General features: G+C 47.2%; 14 protein-coding genes. 1 reads left to right on the forward strand and 13 read right to left on the reverse strand.

Features of this window, described 5'->3' with window-relative positions; all coding sequences use genetic code 11:
- Positions 1-4 precede the first annotated feature (4 nt).
- The 9 genes from A3GG_RS11550 to A3GG_RS0101280 all read right to left on the reverse strand — a co-directional run bounded on the left by A3GG_RS11550 (position 5) and on the right by A3GG_RS0101280 (position 8,732).
- A complete protein-coding gene (locus A3GG_RS11550) occupies positions 5-2,563 on the reverse strand; it encodes an FtsK/SpoIIIE family DNA translocase (RefSeq protein WP_018357519.1) in 2,559 nt (852 codons plus the stop codon).
- 190 nt (positions 2,564-2,753) lie between these two features.
- Positions 2,754-3,311 carry a 2-oxoacid:ferredoxin oxidoreductase subunit gamma family protein gene (locus tag A3GG_RS0101250; RefSeq protein WP_018357520.1) on the reverse strand — a complete coding sequence of 186 codons (558 nt, stop codon included), beginning with the start codon at positions 3,309-3,311 and terminating at the stop codon, positions 2,754-2,756.
- Between the two features lie 27 nt (positions 3,312-3,338).
- Entirely contained in the window at positions 3,339-4,136 is a 798-nt protein-coding gene (locus A3GG_RS0101255; protein ID WP_018357521.1) for a thiamine pyrophosphate-dependent enzyme, read from the reverse strand.
- 20 nt (positions 4,137-4,156) lie between these two features.
- Positions 4,157-4,369: a hypothetical protein gene (locus A3GG_RS0101260; protein WP_018357522.1), complete on the reverse strand. Its 213-nt coding sequence runs from the start codon at positions 4,367-4,369 to the stop codon at positions 4,157-4,159.
- Positions 4,370-4,391: 22 nt separating this feature from the next.
- Positions 4,392-5,471 (reverse strand): 3-methyl-2-oxobutanoate dehydrogenase subunit VorB, encoded by a 1,080-nt coding sequence (locus A3GG_RS0101265; protein WP_018357523.1) that lies wholly within the window; start codon positions 5,469-5,471, stop codon positions 4,392-4,394.
- Positions 5,472-5,495: 24 nt separating this feature from the next.
- The gene (locus A3GG_RS12995) at positions 5,496-5,726 is read right to left on the reverse strand and encodes a 4Fe-4S binding protein (protein ID WP_083900360.1); all 231 of its coding nucleotides are present in this window, start codon (positions 5,724-5,726) and stop codon (positions 5,496-5,498) included.
- Between the two features lie 661 nt (positions 5,727-6,387).
- Complete coding sequence (locus tag A3GG_RS0101270; RefSeq protein ID WP_018357524.1) at positions 6,388-6,918, reverse strand: 4'-phosphopantetheinyl transferase family protein; 531 nt, start codon at positions 6,916-6,918, stop codon at positions 6,388-6,390.
- Positions 6,915-8,195 (reverse strand): hemolysin family protein, encoded by a 1,281-nt coding sequence (locus A3GG_RS0101275; protein WP_018357525.1) that lies wholly within the window; start codon positions 8,193-8,195, stop codon positions 6,915-6,917. Before A3GG_RS0101275 ends, A3GG_RS0101270 begins: the two co-directional genes overlap by 4 nt.
- Before the next feature lie 90 nt (positions 8,196-8,285).
- Positions 8,286-8,732 carry a single-stranded DNA-binding protein gene (locus A3GG_RS0101280; RefSeq protein ID WP_018357526.1) on the reverse strand — a complete coding sequence of 149 codons (447 nt, stop codon included), beginning with the start codon at positions 8,730-8,732 and terminating at the stop codon, positions 8,286-8,288.
- 282 nt (positions 8,733-9,014) lie between these two features.
- Here A3GG_RS0101280 and A3GG_RS0101285 point away from each other — a divergent pair, with 282 nt between their 5' ends.
- A complete protein-coding gene (locus A3GG_RS0101285; RefSeq protein WP_156808631.1) occupies positions 9,015-10,160 on the forward strand; it encodes a hypothetical protein in 1,146 nt (381 codons plus the stop codon).
- Between the two features lie 89 nt (positions 10,161-10,249).
- On the opposite strand, the gene abc-f is transcribed toward A3GG_RS0101285, so the two are convergent.
- The 4 genes from abc-f to A3GG_RS0101305 all read right to left on the reverse strand — a co-directional run bounded on the left by abc-f (position 10,250) and on the right by A3GG_RS0101305 (position 15,157).
- Positions 10,250-12,139, reverse strand: a complete 1,890-nt coding sequence (abc-f, locus tag A3GG_RS0101290; protein ID WP_018357528.1) for a ribosomal protection-like ABC-F family protein — start codon at positions 12,137-12,139, stop codon at positions 10,250-10,252.
- 76 nt (positions 12,140-12,215) lie between these two features.
- The gene (locus A3GG_RS0101295) at positions 12,216-12,899 is read right to left on the reverse strand and encodes a TapB family protein (protein WP_018357529.1); all 684 of its coding nucleotides are present in this window, start codon (positions 12,897-12,899) and stop codon (positions 12,216-12,218) included.
- Positions 12,900-12,902: 3 nt separating this feature from the next.
- Positions 12,903-13,643 (reverse strand): response regulator transcription factor RprY, encoded by a 741-nt coding sequence (rprY, locus tag A3GG_RS0101300; protein WP_026215521.1) that lies wholly within the window; start codon positions 13,641-13,643, stop codon positions 12,903-12,905.
- Positions 13,644-13,660: 17 nt separating this feature from the next.
- On the reverse strand, positions 13,661-15,157 hold the full coding sequence (locus A3GG_RS0101305; protein WP_018357531.1) for a sensor histidine kinase: 1,497 nt from the start codon (positions 15,155-15,157) through the stop codon (positions 13,661-13,663).
- Positions 15,158-15,284: the final 127 nt, after the last annotated feature.

Raw genomic sequence — 15,284 nt, forward strand, 5'->3', positions numbered from 1 at the left:
GTCGTCAATTGTTTGGGTAGAGTATATTATCTAGCTGCTCTACCGTTGTTACCAATAGTTCTCTCGGCTTATTGCCGTCGGCTGGGCCAATGATGCCTGCATACTCTAGCTGTACCATAAGCCGAGATGCGCGGTTGTACCCTACTCCGAATATCTGTTGGATGTAACTGGCGGCCGGACGTTTATCCGCTACGACACGTCTTGCTACTGACTCGAAGAGCTCGTCTCGGTCATTAGGGTCTAGCTCCCCTGTAGCTAATCCCGCACCAGCACTCCCTTCTGGTAGCACTTCTGGTAGTGGATAAGCCTCTGGGAAGCCCCTCTGTTCGCTGATGAAACGGACAAGGTCATTTACTTCTGGGGTATCTACAAAGGCGGACTGCACACGGGTGAGATCGTTACCCGTAGTGAAGAGACAGTCGCCCCTACCTATGAGGCGATTGGCACCCTGTGCATCGAGGATTATCTTGGAGTCGATACCAGAGGATACTTTGAATGCCAAGCGACCTGGGAAGTTGGCCTTAATCGCACCAGTGATAATAGACGCCATAGGTCTTTGTGTTGCGATAATAGCATGGATACCTACCGCGCGAGCCTTCTGAGCTAGTCTAGTGATAGGCGCTTCTATCTCTTTGCCACCTGTGAGCATGAGGTCGCCATACTCATCAATGATGAGCACGATATAGGGGAGGTACTTGTGCCCTTTCTCGGGATTAAGACGGCGCTGCTTAAACATCTGATTGTACTCCTTAATATTGCGCACATGCGCTTTGGAGAGTAGCTCGTAGCGGTCGTCCATCTCCACACAAAGCGATTCTAGAGTGCCTTGTACGCGTTTGGGCTCGGTGATTATCACTTGCTCCTCACCGGGAAGTTTCGCCATGTAGTGCTTTTCTATAAGACTATAGAGGCTAAACTCTACCATCTTGGGGTCGATCATCACAAACTTGAGTTCGGCAGGATGAAGTTTGTAGAGTAGTGAAGTAATAATGGCGTTGAGCCCAACAGACTTACCCTGACCAGTGGCACCAGCAACAAGGAGGTGGGGTGTCTTGGCAAGGTCGAAGACGAATACGTCGTTGGTGATTGTGCGCCCTAGCGCTACTGGTAGCGCTGCTGTGCTCTCTGAGAACTTCTTGGAGAGAATTACTGACCGCATGCTTACAATCTGAGGATTCTTATTGGGGACCTCCATACCTATGGTTCCCTTGCCAGGTATAGGTGCTATGATACGAATGCCCATAGCGGAAAGGCTCATAGAGATATTATCCTCGAGACTACGGATGCGCGAAATGAGGATCCCCTCCTCTGGCACTACCTCGTAGAGGGTAATTGCTGGACCAACAGTGGCATTTATGGACTTGATACCGATTCTAAAGCTCTCTAGAGTGCTGGTGATGAGTCGCTTATTTTCTTCTATCTCTTCTATATCAATCCCGTCTGTCTGTTGGTCGTACTTCTTGAGTAGATCAGCGTGGGGCATCTCGAATCTTGAGAGTTCGAGGCGAGGGTCGTACTCGCCCTGCTCTTCTACAAGCTGCTGTGCTCTTAGCTCAGCTGTGGTTACTTCATCATCCATATTCCGGTTGTCTGTAACCTGAATATCGATGCCATCGGTTGTCCCTTCGACCATGGTGACTGGTCTAGTCGGACGAACTACTATTGGTTCTACTGGGGCTACCTTCTCTTCGTTGAGCGTGATTACTGGCGTGGTAGGCGCTGCCGGTTCGTCGAATAGCTCTTCCTCCTCGCTGTGTGGCACTAGGAGTAGTTCGTCATCATCTGCACTCCCTGTCTCTTTATTTCTAAACCACTTCTTGAAATTCAGCCACGCCCTATTGGGTCGCTTAGCTTGTGGTTCGGCGCCCTGCTCTATACCATCTCGCTTGTGCTGTGCCCAGTTGTTGTACTTACGGCGAATGCTCTTAAAGAATAGGAAGAGCGTAAGGAATAGCACGAGGATAATCAGTAGCCATGTGCCAAATAGCCCTATGCGCATGTATAGCCATTGGTAGATGGTCTCACCTAGGATGCCTCCTGGGTAGAAGAAGAACCAACCAGCAATACCTCTGAAGATTGCGGCAGAGAAGAGGGATAGCCAAAAGGTGGCTATAGCAGAGAAGATAATAATCTTAGGGTAATTGACTCTGGCTGTTCCGAGTAGCCCTACCCCTACCCCTATCAGCATTGCGATGATAGAGAGGATGCCAAAGCCTACCCACTCATTGACCATCTGGTGCATGAGCCCCATGCCTACTACGCCATTCCCGCCCTCCATAGCTTCGGACTGCGCCTCGATAGAAGTAAGGTTCTGATCCAGCAAGATACTCTGGTCTGCTGCGCCATTAAGCAAATAGCTGAAGAAAGCGTAGAGCATGAAGATAGCAAACCCCATGAAGAGGGCGCCGATAGTTACTGGAACCATCCGCTCTTTACCGAATAAACCACGAAAGAATCTACTTGTCCGCTCTTTGATAGAGCCTCCCACAGCAACAGGCTGCCCTGAGGAGCGCCCCCGCCTATTCTCTATTGGCTTAGTGCGCCCTTTATTCACCTTGCTCATACTTCTCCATTTAATATATTATCCCTGCAAACTTACCAAAAAATGATGACTGCTTTGCCCTCGTGTGCCATGGTCTAGGGAGTGTGATATGAATACAATAAGAGACGGCTACGCAGGGCTCCCTAAGGGGGTGCATAGCCGTCTCCTGTTCTTAATAATAACGCACTTTAGGGTGCCGTTATCACTTCGCTTACTTCGCTACACGCTCGTGCTGGATAATCTCCATACCACGCTGTACAGCCTCCATATTAAGCGGTATCAACTTGTGGTGACGCTCAGGAAGGGTCTTCTTGAGACCTGCCTCTACGAATGAAGTATCAATCATTGGAGCCACCTTGAGGAGACCTCCAAGTACGATCATATTGAATACCTTAGTATTGTTCATCTTCACGCTCTCGTCAACAGCATCCACACGGTACACGTTGATATCGTCGCGCTCTGGCACATGGCTTACACCGTTGCTATCGTAAATAAGGATCCCACCCTTCTTTACCATTGGCATAAACTTGTCCATTGATGGTTGGTTGAGCACAATAGCAACATCGTACTCATTAAGGATTGGCGAACTGATCTGGTTGTCGCTGATGATTACAGTTACATTAGCTGTACCACCGCGCTGCTCTGGACCGTATGAAGGCATCCAACTTACCTCCTTGCCACCCATAAGTCCTGAGTAGGCTAGGATCTTACCCATAGAGAGCACTCCCTGTCCACCAAAACCTGAAATAACTATTTCGTAACTTTTCATAATAATGATTACTCAATTTGTAGGTGATTAGATATCCTTTAGGTCTCCAAGAGGATAAGCTGGGTGCATATTCTCTTCCATCCACTTATTAGAAGCCTCAGGAGTCTTCTTCCATCCGCTATTGCAGGTAGATACTATCTCTATGATAGAGGTCCCCTTGCGAGCCATTGAATTGTCAAAGCCCTTGCGGATTGCCTTCTTAGCCTTACGGATGTTAGCTGGGTTCTGTACACTCTGACGAGTCAGGTAGCATACGCCAGGAAGCTCCTTAAGGAGATTGGTAATGTTCAGTGGGTAACCATTGAGCTCAATATTACGACCATTAGGGCAGGTAGTAGTAGGCATGCCTACAAGGGTAGTAGGTGCCATCTGACCACCAGTCATACCGTAGATACCGTTATTGATAAAGATAATAGTGATATTCTCACCACGGTTAGCTGCATGAATAGTCTCAGCAGTACCGATAGCAGCGAGGTCACCGTCGCCCTGATAGGTAAATACTAGGTTGTCTGGAGCTAGTCGCTTTACAGCGGTTGCCAAGGCAGGTGCTCTACCGTGAGCAGCCTCTTGCCAATCGATATCGATATAGTTGTAAGCGAATACACCACAACCTACAGGTGCGATACCTGTGGTGCGATCCTTCATGCCCATCTCCTCCACAATCTCAGCGATGAGCTTGTGAACGACACCGTGGCTACAGCCAGGGCAGTAGTGCATCACCGCATCGGTGAGCAGCTTTGGTCTCTCGTATACTAAGTTCTCAGGCTTGATCAACTGTGATACATCAGCAGTGGTCTCGCCCATGATTTGTTGCTTTTTATCCATGGTTATTCATCTATTTTTGGTCAAATATCTAGTTCGGAAGCTTTCTTCTGGCGTCTCTTGCGGTTGGATACCCATCTCCAAATGTATTGGAATAGCCTTACGGCTACAGCAATACCGCCAAGACGGTAAAACCAAGTGCGATCTTCCACTACAAAGAATAGCACAATCGAAGCTACCGCCAGTAGCATAAATACTACGGTGAGTAGTTGGTCTAAGCTATTATTGTTTCGCATACGCCACAGCCTCCTTCTCTATTTACCAGCCGAAGCTCTTTGCCATAGCGTCCTTGATCTCGCCTGGAGCAAAGATCATACCACCCATACGTCCGTAGTGGTATACAGGCACCTTGCCATCTACAGCTAGGCGTACATCCTCTACCATCTGTCCAGCGTTGAGCTCGACACTGATAAAGCCCTTAGCCTGCTTAGCTAGCTCAGCGATACGCTTGGTTGGGAAAGGCCATAGGGTGATTGGGCGGATGAGACCTACCTTCTTACCCTCAGCACGACAAAGCTCTACCACCTTGGAAGCAATACGGCTACTAGAGCCAAATGCTACAATGATATACTCTGAATCCTCTGTCTGGAACTCCTCATAGCGTACCTCGTTCTCCTCCATCTCCTTGTACTTAGCCTGGAAGCGATGGTTGTTCTCCTCCATCACCTGAGACTGAAGCTCTAGAGAAGTGATGATAGCTCTGTGGTCACCATCGTGACCAATAGCTGCCCATGGATACTTAGCACGAATCTCATCGTCTGTCAGACGTGCTTTTTGCTCTGGGAGCTCTACCTTCTCCATCATCTGACCGATAACACCATCGGAGAGAATCATTACAGGGTTGCGGTACTTGAAGGCAAGGTCGAAACCGATACCTACAAAGTCTGCCATCTCCTGTACTGAGTTAGGAGCAAGGACTAGGAAGTGATAGTCTCCGTGACCACCACCCTTTACAGCCTGGAAGTAGTCTCCCTGGCTAGGCTGGATAGTACCGAGACCAGGACCTCCGCGCATTACGTTGGCTACTACGCAAGGAAGCTCAGCGCCGGCTAGGTAGCTAGCACCCTCCTGCATAAGCGACCAGCCAGGGCTTGAGGTCGTAGTCATTACTTTCTTACCGATACCTGCACCACCATATACCATGTTGATAGATGCGGTCTCACTCTCAGCTTGAAGTACTACCATACCGGTAGTCTTCCAAGGCTCCTCCTCCATAAAACACTCTAGCACCTCGCTCTGAGGAGTGATAGGGTAGCCAAAGTAGCCGTCCGCACCAGCACGGATGGCACCATGTGCAAGGGCTTCGTTGCCCTTCATCAGTTTTACTTCCTTTTTCATATCCTTTTTATTAGGTTGTTTTCTTTACTTCTTAGCCCTGTATACGGTGATACAACCATCTGGGCATACCAAGCCGCAATTACCGCAGCCTATACAGGTGTCGGGGGTTGCCATGTAAGAAAAATGATACCCCTTGTCGTTGATCTCGGTGGGGTGCATTGCCAAAGTACCAGTTGGACAAGCTACGGCGCATAGATTACATCCCTTGCAGCGTACCTGATCCACTACTACCGTGCCTTTAACTGTAGTTGTCATGTGGTTTCAGTTTATGGGTTAAACTTCTAATATATCTCTCGTCACAAATCAGCAGGACTAAGATAGTTCTGCTCTTCAGCCCCAAAGATACACAAAATATCTATAACTAGTAGCTAATATTCTGCCACCTAATTTCTAATTGTAAAATTGGAGTAGTGAAATAGGGTGAGATATGATGAGTTTTATCATAATGTCTACAAGAGAAAATAAGGTTTGTAGCAATTTTATATAGGCAGCACACTGACCCACCTTTAGTCTCCCCCATTACGGTGGGAAGGGAGGGAACTACGCAAATGTGTGTGCTCTATTATTTTTTTTGTGCTAATGGGCACTACCCCGTTGGGGATCAATTCATTCATACCTGTTGACTACGTTTCCCTTGATTGTGATAGCTAAAGCGTTCTCCGTGGCTCGCCTAAGTAGAGAAATTTATTCCTAGGAATAAATAAAATTATTCCTAGGAATAAATAAAATTATTCCTAGAGATAAATATATTTATTTGTACAGAAAAATAAATTTATTCCTAGGAATAAATTTGGCTGGTTTGGCAGTTTGCAACAACGACGAACGATAGGAGTATCGGAGTGTCTCTATTCCAGCAACTTAGGTGGGGTAGGGGGTATTAATCTAGAAGGGCATTTGCCCTAAGAAAAGTCTCTGTCTATACCTCCTCTATTTTGAGCTTCCCTACCACAATATTGTGGGCGATGAGTGCGCCTTGCCATTCTATCCACTCTATGAGTTGGTATTCCGTTTTCCCATCGTCTAGGTGAACCGCAAACTTATCCACGCCCTCGAATATAATCTGATTGACTCCCTTGGAAAGGTCTTTGGAGAATGCTTTGTAGAGAGCTTCTTTGGCAGTCCATAGGTGAAGAGGGCTCAAACCATCCCTTATTAGGAGCTTGCGTTCGGTCTCAGTACTATAGCGCTCCAAGGTACGCTCTGCTTGTAGTGCCTTCTCCTCTATATCTATGCCTGCAGGAATACCAAAAGGCACTATAAGGGCTGTGAGCCAGTGGTGGGAGTGCGAGATAGAGACTGCTAAGAATGGCGAGCGGTCGAGCAATGGTTTTCCAGAGCTATCGTGGATTAGCGCACCGCCAAAGAGGCGTTGCTCTGCCTTCTCTTCGGCTGCCCGTCTTGTTACTCCCTTCCCAAGCTGTGTTATAAGTAGCGTATAGGCTTTCACTCTTCCTCGATCGTCTCTGGGTCTGGGAAAAATTGCACCTTGCTGATTCGCCTTTTGCCCATCTCAAGCACTACAAATCTATGACCACGTACATAGATTTCTTCGCCGACTACAGGGAAGTCGCCCTTGACCTCAAGCAGCATGCCGCCAAGGGTATCTACTTCCTCCATTTCGTCCTCTATTTCACGGAAGTCAGAGACACGTACCGTGCGAAGAAAGTCTACAATCCCAATCTTGGCATCAAAGATATAACTTCCATCGGGTTGCTCAGTATACAGTACTTCCTCATCGGTATCGTATTCGTCCTCTATCTCTCCTACAATCTCCTCTAGTAGATCCTCCATGGTAACGATACCACTAGTACCACCAAACTCATCGACCACGATGGCCATGTGTATTTTCTCTTCTCTAAAGGACTGTAGTAGACTATTGATCTTTTTGCTTTCAGGTACGAAGAAGGGCTCACGGATTAGCGATGTCCAATCAAAGTCTTCTCGCTCTGAAAGGTGTGGGAGGAGATCTTTGGCATAGAGTACGCCCTTAATATTATCTATTCGGTCTTCGTACACGGGCATACGGGAGTATCCATTCTCGGCGATAATCTGGCGGACTTCGGGGAACGTAGTCTCGGTATCTATCGCCACCATATCCATGCGAGGGGTCATTACATCGTTGACCGTTTTGCGTTGAAAGCGGACGATGCCATGGAGTAGTTCTTGCTCCTCTTCGTTTTCGGTTGTGAGCTCAATAGCTCGCTCTAGGTCCGTCTCCGAAACCTTACTCTCCCGAGTGGCAAAAGGTTTGGTAGCTTTCTCTCCGATCTTGACAAGAAGATGCACCACTGGACTGGTTATTCGCATAAATACGCGCATAGGCGCCATTACTGTACGCACTGCAGATAAGGCATGATTCTGGAAATAAACCTTGGGGAGTATTTCGCCAAAGAGTAGGACAATAGAGGTAATACCGATAACTTGCACGGCGAAACCGACAGAGGGTGCAGCGCTGAAGTCAAAGAGCCTACTTACAGCGTAGCTCGTGAGCATCGTGATAGCTATATTCACGAAGTTGTTCATCACCAATATGGTACCCAGTAAGTGGTCTGAATGCGCCAAGGCATCGAGCACATGACGATCGTTCTTGCTTTTTCCCTCTTCAAGCTCGTCGATATCACGAGGCTGGAGGGAGAAGAAAGCTACTTCTGAGCCTGAGAAAAACGCACTGAATCCCAAACAGACTACTCCTGCAAGAAGAGCAATCACTACGCTAGGACTCATAGGGTGTGTATGTACACCCTCGAATAGACTGGATAAATAACTCGGGTCGTCCAAAATATTTTTGTCTTATTAATTCAATAGTATGTGTCGCTAAAAAGGCAAGCCATCCTTATCCTCCTGCAGGGTCTCGAAGTATCGTCCGTATCTATCAAGTCGGGCACGCTCCTCCTGTGGCTGTTTAGTAGGCTCCTCGTGTTGCTTTTCGACCAGTTCGATCTGCCGAGCCACTACAAAGGTATGTAGGGTCACTTGCCCTTTCTGCCCATATCTCTTGGCATAGGTTAGCCGTCCCTCTATCGCTACCAAGTCTCCGGTATTTAGCTCTTTGGAGCGTGCTACCACATCTTTTTGGTAACAGACAACACGGTGCCAATCTGTGACTTCACCACTGCACTCGCGCCCTTCTTCCGAAAGGTGGGATGGTGCATGCGTAGCTACAGAGAGCCGTACCATACAGCTATCGGCATCGTACCACTGTACCTGCGGCTCAGTGCCCAGATAACCTACCAGACGAACTACGTTTTCTGTCTTGTCCATTCAATAGCGCATCACACAATATTCTCCTGCAAACTTAGATATAAATACTGAGATTTGTATCCCTGCTCACGTGAAATTATGGAGTTACTTGCTGTATAGATAATCTTATTAATTAGTCTTAATGACATGCGTTCTCATAATTTCCTTTCTATAAAAGATGTTGGAGTAGGGTGACATTTCCTCTTTTTATGCGTGTTTATGCCAGTATTGGCTGGTGTAGTGGGCACTCTTCCACGATTATTATTGTATCTTTGCGCGCAAATTAAAATCGTAGTATTAAAGATGAAGAGAATAAGTTTACTCGTAGGTTGTGTAGTTTGTTTGGCAGTAATCCCAATGCTGTGGTCTTGCAGTAAGTCTGCTGTGGATCGTCCTCAGGAAAAGGAAAATATTGTGGAGAAGAAGGAGAAGACCGAAAAGGAGTCTACTCCTCAGAAGGATGAGCAAGGGCAGACGCCCCCTTCCAACGCTGGTGCCGATGACAAGAAGGAACGACAAGCACCTGAGCAGTATGAAATCATTAGGAGGCTATCAGTCCGTTGGAAAAATAATACGAACTACCAGACTCAGTTTGATTATTATCGCCTTGTTCAGCTCAAGGATAATAAGTTTTTTACGACACAGTACCTTTCTAAGTTTGTTACATTCTCTGTCCTTCCTATAGCCGGAGGAGCTGAGTATATCCTCGATGCTAAGGATTTGGAGAAGCTAGTGATAACTGAGATTAGTGCTAATCAGGAGAAAAACACTATTGAACTGTCCTATTCTTACAATGGGGCAAGCTCTACCCAGAAGTTGTCTTTGGCATTTGATAAGACGAAGTACTACACTGGTCAGATAACACAGAACCGAGAGGCTATCCGTACACTCTACGCTGCAGGTGTCGCTCGTAATAGCCAAGTATTTATCAATAGGATACTCTCCTACGACGATTCTCGATATGCTGTCCTTAGTGAAGGTGATGGTATGTTGCAGTCTGATGATGAGGTCTCGTTCAGTATTCGTATCTTATCTAAAGGCGATGGAGACATGGTTCTTGCTACCGCCAATGTCTTGGTAAAGGGCTTCAAACCGATTAAAGAGCTATCCAAAGAGCTTCATGCTGAAGTCGCCAATACCGACTTCAATGAGTTTATTAGGAAACATGCACAGCATAAGGAGTATCTAAGAACTGCTATACCTAAAAAGATGACTGAGCAAGTTAAGTATTATGTGAAGAGCGGCAATGAAAGAGTTGAACTATTTTACTCTAGTAGTTCTTTAGCTCCAGATCAAGGTCGTCTTGATATCTTCCTAAGTGAGCCAAGATTTATTTATAAGTCTATTGAAGAGAAGTCTAATGGTTATGATGTGGTGGTAACGCTTGGAGCGGGTGAGCCATTCTTCACCCACGACTTCCATATTCATGTACCAAAAAGCGGGAAGTAACAGATCCAAGAGATAGTTAAATCTCCTCTACTGAGCAGCTGTGGCGCTTCAGTAGAGGAGATTTCTCTTATCAGTCTTAGCATAGTGTACTACATGTAGGTTTCCCACTCTGCCATCGCTTTTTCGAGTGCACGGGTGGTCTCGTCGTAGTCATTGAGGAGTTCGGGGGTCGCTTTTACTGAGAGCTTCTCCTCTATACCCGCTATCTTGGCCTCGAGATCGGCAATTTTTGCTTCCACCTTCTCTAGTTGTTGCTGTCGGCGACGCTCCTCTCGTTGTTCCCGCTTATGGGCTTCGTAGTCCAGCTTCCCTTCGTTTTTCTCCGTTGGAGTAGGGGTTGCTGTGGGTGCCTGAGGCTCATCCCCGATGGCAGCAGCCTGTAGCTTGCGTACGTATTCCTCCATCCCGCCAAGGTGGTTGACCACCTTCTTGTCCTTAAACTCGAAGACCTTATCCACTAGCCCATCTAGGAAATCACGGTCGTGGCTCACGATAAGCACGGTACCATCATAGTTCTGAATTGCCTCCTTGAGTACCGCTTTGCTACTGAGGTCAAGGTGGTTGGTCGGCTCATCGAGTATCAAGAAGTTGGAAGGGGACAGGAGGAGCCTAATCATGGCAAGTCTACTCCTTTCGCCACCACTGAGTACCGATACCTTCTTCTCCGATATTTCGCCGCCAAACATAAAGGCACCTAGGATATTATTTATTTGTAGCCGGATGTCCCCTACTGCTACCCTATCAATCGTCTCGTGTATGGTCTGATTCGGATCCAAGAGAGATGCTTGGTTCTGTGCGAAGTAGGCGACCTCTACTTGGTGCCCATGCTTTAGTTCACCCTCATGTGGTAGCTCCTCCATTACCGCACGTACAAAGGTCGTCTTGCCACTACCATTCTTACCTACTAGGGCAATCTTATCGCCTCTCTCTATAGTAAGGTCTATCTTATTGAGTACATTGTGGTCGCCATAAGATACAGATAGCTCCTTAGCAATTAGGGGGTAGGTGCCGCTAGTCACCGCCATGGGGAATCGGAAGTGTATCTTGCGGGTGTCTAGTTCCTCTACCTCTATCCGGTCTATCTTCTCCAACTGCTTGATACGAGACTGCACCTGTACCGCTTTAGTCGCTTTGTAGCGGAAGCGCTCAATAAAGTCCTCAGTATCCTTAATCATCTTCTGCTGATTTTCGTACGCTCTCAGCTGTTGCTCATAGCGCTCTATCCTAAGTTGCTCATAGTGAGAATAGTTGGTCTTATAGTCGAAAGCCCTGCCCACCGATAGCTCTACGGTTCGCGTTGTGGTATTATCCAGGAAACGGCGGTCGTGGCTCACCATAATCACTGCTGCCGAGCTCCGGCGGAGAAACTCCTCGAGCCAGATGATCGATTCCATATCTAAGTGGTTGGTCGGCTCATCGAGTAGCAATAAGTCGGGGCGTCCCAATAGTATCTTAGCTAGCTCTATACGCATACGCCATCCGCCACTAAACTCGCTTGTCTGGCGCTCGAAGTCGTTTTGCTCAAAGCCCAAGCCCTTGAGTGTGCGCTCAATCTGAGCATCCTGCTCCTGAGGGGCATAGAGGGCGAGTAGCTCAGTCTGATTGGCCAGTCGCTGTACAATCTCCAGGTAGGCATCTGAGTCGTAATCGGTGCGATCGCTCAGCTCTTGAGTGAGTTTATCTACCGACTTTTGTATCTCTATTTCCTTGCTAAAGGCGAGTCTCGCCTCTTCGCGCACCGTATGTCCATCCTTGGTAAGCAGATGCTGAGGGAGGTAGCCAATCGTAATATCTGAAGGATAAGAGAGAGAACCCTCCGAGGGCTCTCTCTTGCCTGCAATAATATTAAGTAGGGTCGTCTTTCCGGCACCGTTACGCCCCGCTAGGGCTACACGCTCTTTGGGATTAATCTGTAGAGACACGCCCTGAAAGAGCACGTCGGCGCCAAAGGAGACTCCTACATTATTGAGTGATAGCATTTATTACTGTCATAAATAATGGGTGGCAGGTACCGAGTATCTCCTCTCTCGTTGCCTGCCACCCATCGTATCCAAATTATTTTATACCCACAAGAGTAGTCGTCATGGTCTGACCTGCCATACTCTGTTCCATCTTTACCGGACCCTTATTAGGGACAATCCAGTAGAATTGCTTCATATCAAAGTTTTGGTTCTGACCCATTGCCTGAGTAGTTGTTTTCACATCTACTTCTACTACAAAGGTGTTGAACTTGCCTACTGGAGTTGTAATCTCTTCCTCTCGGATGATCTCGAACTTGGTGACTTCAGCCTTCGTTTTTATTTCCATGCCCATCGCCTTCACGGTAGAGTCGTAGTTATAAAGTGGAAACTTATCTCCTACTTTACCGACTAGTGGAATAAACCCAGCTTCGCCATTAAAGTCGATATCCATATCAGCGCCACCAAGAGCGGGTGCCATGCTTGCCTTGGTCGACTCAATTACGTTCTTTGGGTCTACGTAAGCCTTGCCATCCTTGATGGTAAACTTATTGGTCATTACTATTGGGGCAGCTGCGCCAGGCATATTGGTATTTGTCTTGAAGACAATACTATCGCCTCCTACCGCTTCTACGGTCTGGGTCAGCTTCATAGCACCCATAAGCGGGTTAGTCATCTCGTACTCATAGACTGTGCCTACAGGTTCACCGCCATAGTACTGAGCGAAGCCACTAGTGATAGCTGCCAAGGCAACTACCAGTGATAGAATAATCTTTTTCATCTGTTAGATAACCTCCGTATTCTCTTCGTTCTGTGTACTATTGGCATTAGGTGTAATCAGCTTGTAGCCCTTACCATGCTTATTCTGTATCTCCACGCGCTCATCATTTGACAGATGCTTACGGAGCTTAGTGATATACACATCCATACTACGGGCATTGAAGTAGCTATCCTCACCCCAAATAGTCTTGAGGGCGTAGTTACGCTCCATTAGCTCATTAGCGTGCATACATAGGAGGGTAAGGAGGTCAGTCTCCTTTGTGGTAAGCTTCTTAGGCTCTTCATCTTTGTAGGTAAGTAGCTGCCTCTGGGTATCGAAGTTATAGTCCCCAATAGTATAGAATGCCACAGGCTCTGGCTTCTTACCTTGCACACGGCGCAGTACTGCATCGATACGCATGGTTAGCTCCACGGTGTTGAATGGCTTCTTGAGGTAGTCGTCAGCACCTAGGTTGAAACCGTGCTCTACATCCTCGCTCAGGGTCTTTGCCGTAAGGAAGATGATCGGCATTGCCTCGTTCTTCTCCTTGATAAGCTTTGCGAGCTCAAATCCGTCCATCCTTGGCATCATCACATCTAGCACGCAGATATCCCAGCGGTCGGGTTGTTGCTCGAAAGCCTCCCAACCCTCTTGACCATCTACATAGTGGTCGGTCTGATATCCTTTACTCGTGAGGAACTCGCTCAATAGTGGGCCGAGGTTAGGGTCATCCTCACACAATAGAACCCTTACAATTTCTTCCATCATAATCTTATTCTTCTTTACTTTTCCTTTAATAGTGGTAATGTTATTACAAACTTAGTTCCTTTCCCAAGATCGCTATCCACCGATATCTGTCCATGGTGTATCTGTACCATATGGTAGACATAGGCGAGCCCTAGACCATATCCTTTTACATCGTGTCTATTGCCCGTAGGCACCCGATAGAAACGGTCAAATATCTTTTTGGCATGCTCCTTCTTCATCCCTAGACCATTGTCTTGGATAAAGACCTTGATGTTTTTGCTGTCACTCGAGGTGCCTACTGTAAGTATCGGTGGACGATGTGGGTCGCGATACTTCACGGCATTATCTAGGAGGTTGAAGATGATATTGGTAAGATGCATCTCATCGCCCTCCACTAGAGCCTCCTCTGCCTCCAGATCCACATTTATCTCACCCTCGAAACTCTCTACCTTGAGGCTAAAGATATTCGTAACATTCAGGAGCAACTCCTCCATATCTATCTCCTTGAGCTTTAGCTTCACCTTATCTTTGTCGAAGAAAGACATCTGCAATACTTTGTCTATCAGTAGTTCTAGACGCTGCCCCTCTGCCATGATGCTCGAGGTCCACTTCTGTCGCCTCTCCTCCGATGCCTCCATACTGTCTGCGCTAAGCATTTGGCTTGCCACCATGATCGTACTCACGGGGGTTTTAAGTTCGTGGGTCATGTTGTTCACAAAGTCCTTACGCATCTCCTCTAGTTTCTTTTGCCTGAAGAGCGAAGCCATTGTAAGCACGAAGATAACAAAGAGAAGCGCTGTAAATACTGCCGATGGTACGATGAAGGTAAGCGAACTCCTAATCTCCTGATCCTTAGTAGGGAAGAAAACCCGTACAAAGTACATGCGCGAAGGATTATCGTATGAGAAGATGACCTGAGAGTAGGTCGAGGCGCCTTGGTCGGTAGGTATCAAGCCACTACTGTAGTGTACACGATGGTTTTTGTCCTCTACCTCATATATATAAGGTAGCGTGATACCATTGTTGGTCAGGTAGTAGTCGAGAAGCACATCTAGTTCCTGCTCCGTAATGCGCTCGTAGATAGGGAGCGGGGTATTGTCGCGCACCGATTCCATCGCCATCTGTATGACCATCTCCCGTACCTCATCGTATCTATTGGTGATAGCCTCCATCAACTGGCGAGAGATAGACTGCACGCGATTGTCACTAACCGTACCTTTGCCTAGTCTAAATGGATCTTGAGGTAGCTGGTCGAGGTTAAACCGCATGGTATCGGTCTGCGCTGTAGAGGAGAGGTTGTCAAATGAAAATAGAGACGCATCAGAGAAGCCTAGTTTCTCCGATATCAACCTCGAAAGCTCTGCGCGCTCAGCATCTTGGCTTACCGAGGAGAGTGCCTGACGAACCTTGCTATCAAACTGTTCATTACGGAATCTATTGACCGTATCAACATAATTGAGCTGCAAAGTCAGCAACCCAATAAACGCAAGCGCCATAACGCCAACAATCAACCATAGTGTCCACTTCTTCATAACGGGTGCAAGATACGTATTTTTCTCGGTATGATTAACATAAACAGAGTTAATATTTTGTGTCTTAATTGTTAATAACCTATTTTTCGCACTCTACAAACGCATCTGTCGCCTATTTAGCAATATA

It is taken from the genome of Porphyromonas levii DSM 23370, assembly GCF_000379925.1.
Taxonomy (GTDB): Bacteria; Bacteroidota; Bacteroidia; order Bacteroidales; family Porphyromonadaceae; genus Porphyromonas_A; species Porphyromonas_A levii.

Excerpts from the sequence above, each read along its gene's own strand:
- A3GG_RS0101250 (WP_018357520.1), bottom strand. The coding sequence starts at position 3,311 with ATGAAAAGTTACGAAATAGTTATTTCAGGTTTTGGTGGACAGGGAGTG.
- A3GG_RS0101295 (WP_018357529.1), bottom strand. The coding sequence starts at position 12,899 with ATGAAAAAGATTATTCTATCACTGGTAGTTGCCTTGGCAGCTATCACT.
- A3GG_RS12995 (WP_083900360.1), bottom strand. The coding sequence starts at position 5,726 with ATGACAACTACAGTTAAAGGCACGGTAGTAGTGGATCAGGTACGCTGC.
- abc-f (WP_018357528.1), bottom strand. The coding sequence starts at position 12,139 with ATGCTATCACTCAATAATGTAGGAGTCTCCTTTGGCGCCGACGTGCTC.
- rprY (WP_026215521.1), bottom strand. The coding sequence starts at position 13,643 with ATGGAAGAAATTGTAAGGGTTCTATTGTGTGAGGATGACCCTAACCTC.
- A3GG_RS11550 (WP_018357519.1), bottom strand. The coding sequence starts at position 2,563 with ATGAGCAAGGTGAATAAAGGGCGCACTAAGCCAATAGAGAATAGGCGG.
- A3GG_RS0101305 (WP_018357531.1), bottom strand. The coding sequence starts at position 15,157 with ATGAAGAAGTGGACACTATGGTTGATTGTTGGCGTTATGGCGCTTGCG.
- A3GG_RS0101255 (WP_018357521.1), bottom strand. The coding sequence starts at position 4,136 with ATGGATAAAAAGCAACAAATCATGGGCGAGACCACTGCTGATGTATCA.
- A3GG_RS0101275 (WP_018357525.1), bottom strand. The coding sequence starts at position 8,195 with ATGAGTCCTAGCGTAGTGATTGCTCTTCTTGCAGGAGTAGTCTGTTTG.
- A3GG_RS0101260 (WP_018357522.1), bottom strand. The coding sequence starts at position 4,369 with ATGCGAAACAATAATAGCTTAGACCAACTACTCACCGTAGTATTTATG.
- A3GG_RS0101280 (WP_018357526.1), bottom strand. The coding sequence starts at position 8,732 with ATGGACAAGACAGAAAACGTAGTTCGTCTGGTAGGTTATCTGGGCACT.
- A3GG_RS0101265 (WP_018357523.1), bottom strand. The coding sequence starts at position 5,471 with ATGAAAAAGGAAGTAAAACTGATGAAGGGCAACGAAGCCCTTGCACAT.
- A3GG_RS0101285 (WP_156808631.1), top strand. The coding sequence starts at position 9,015 with ATGAAGAGAATAAGTTTACTCGTAGGTTGTGTAGTTTGTTTGGCAGTA.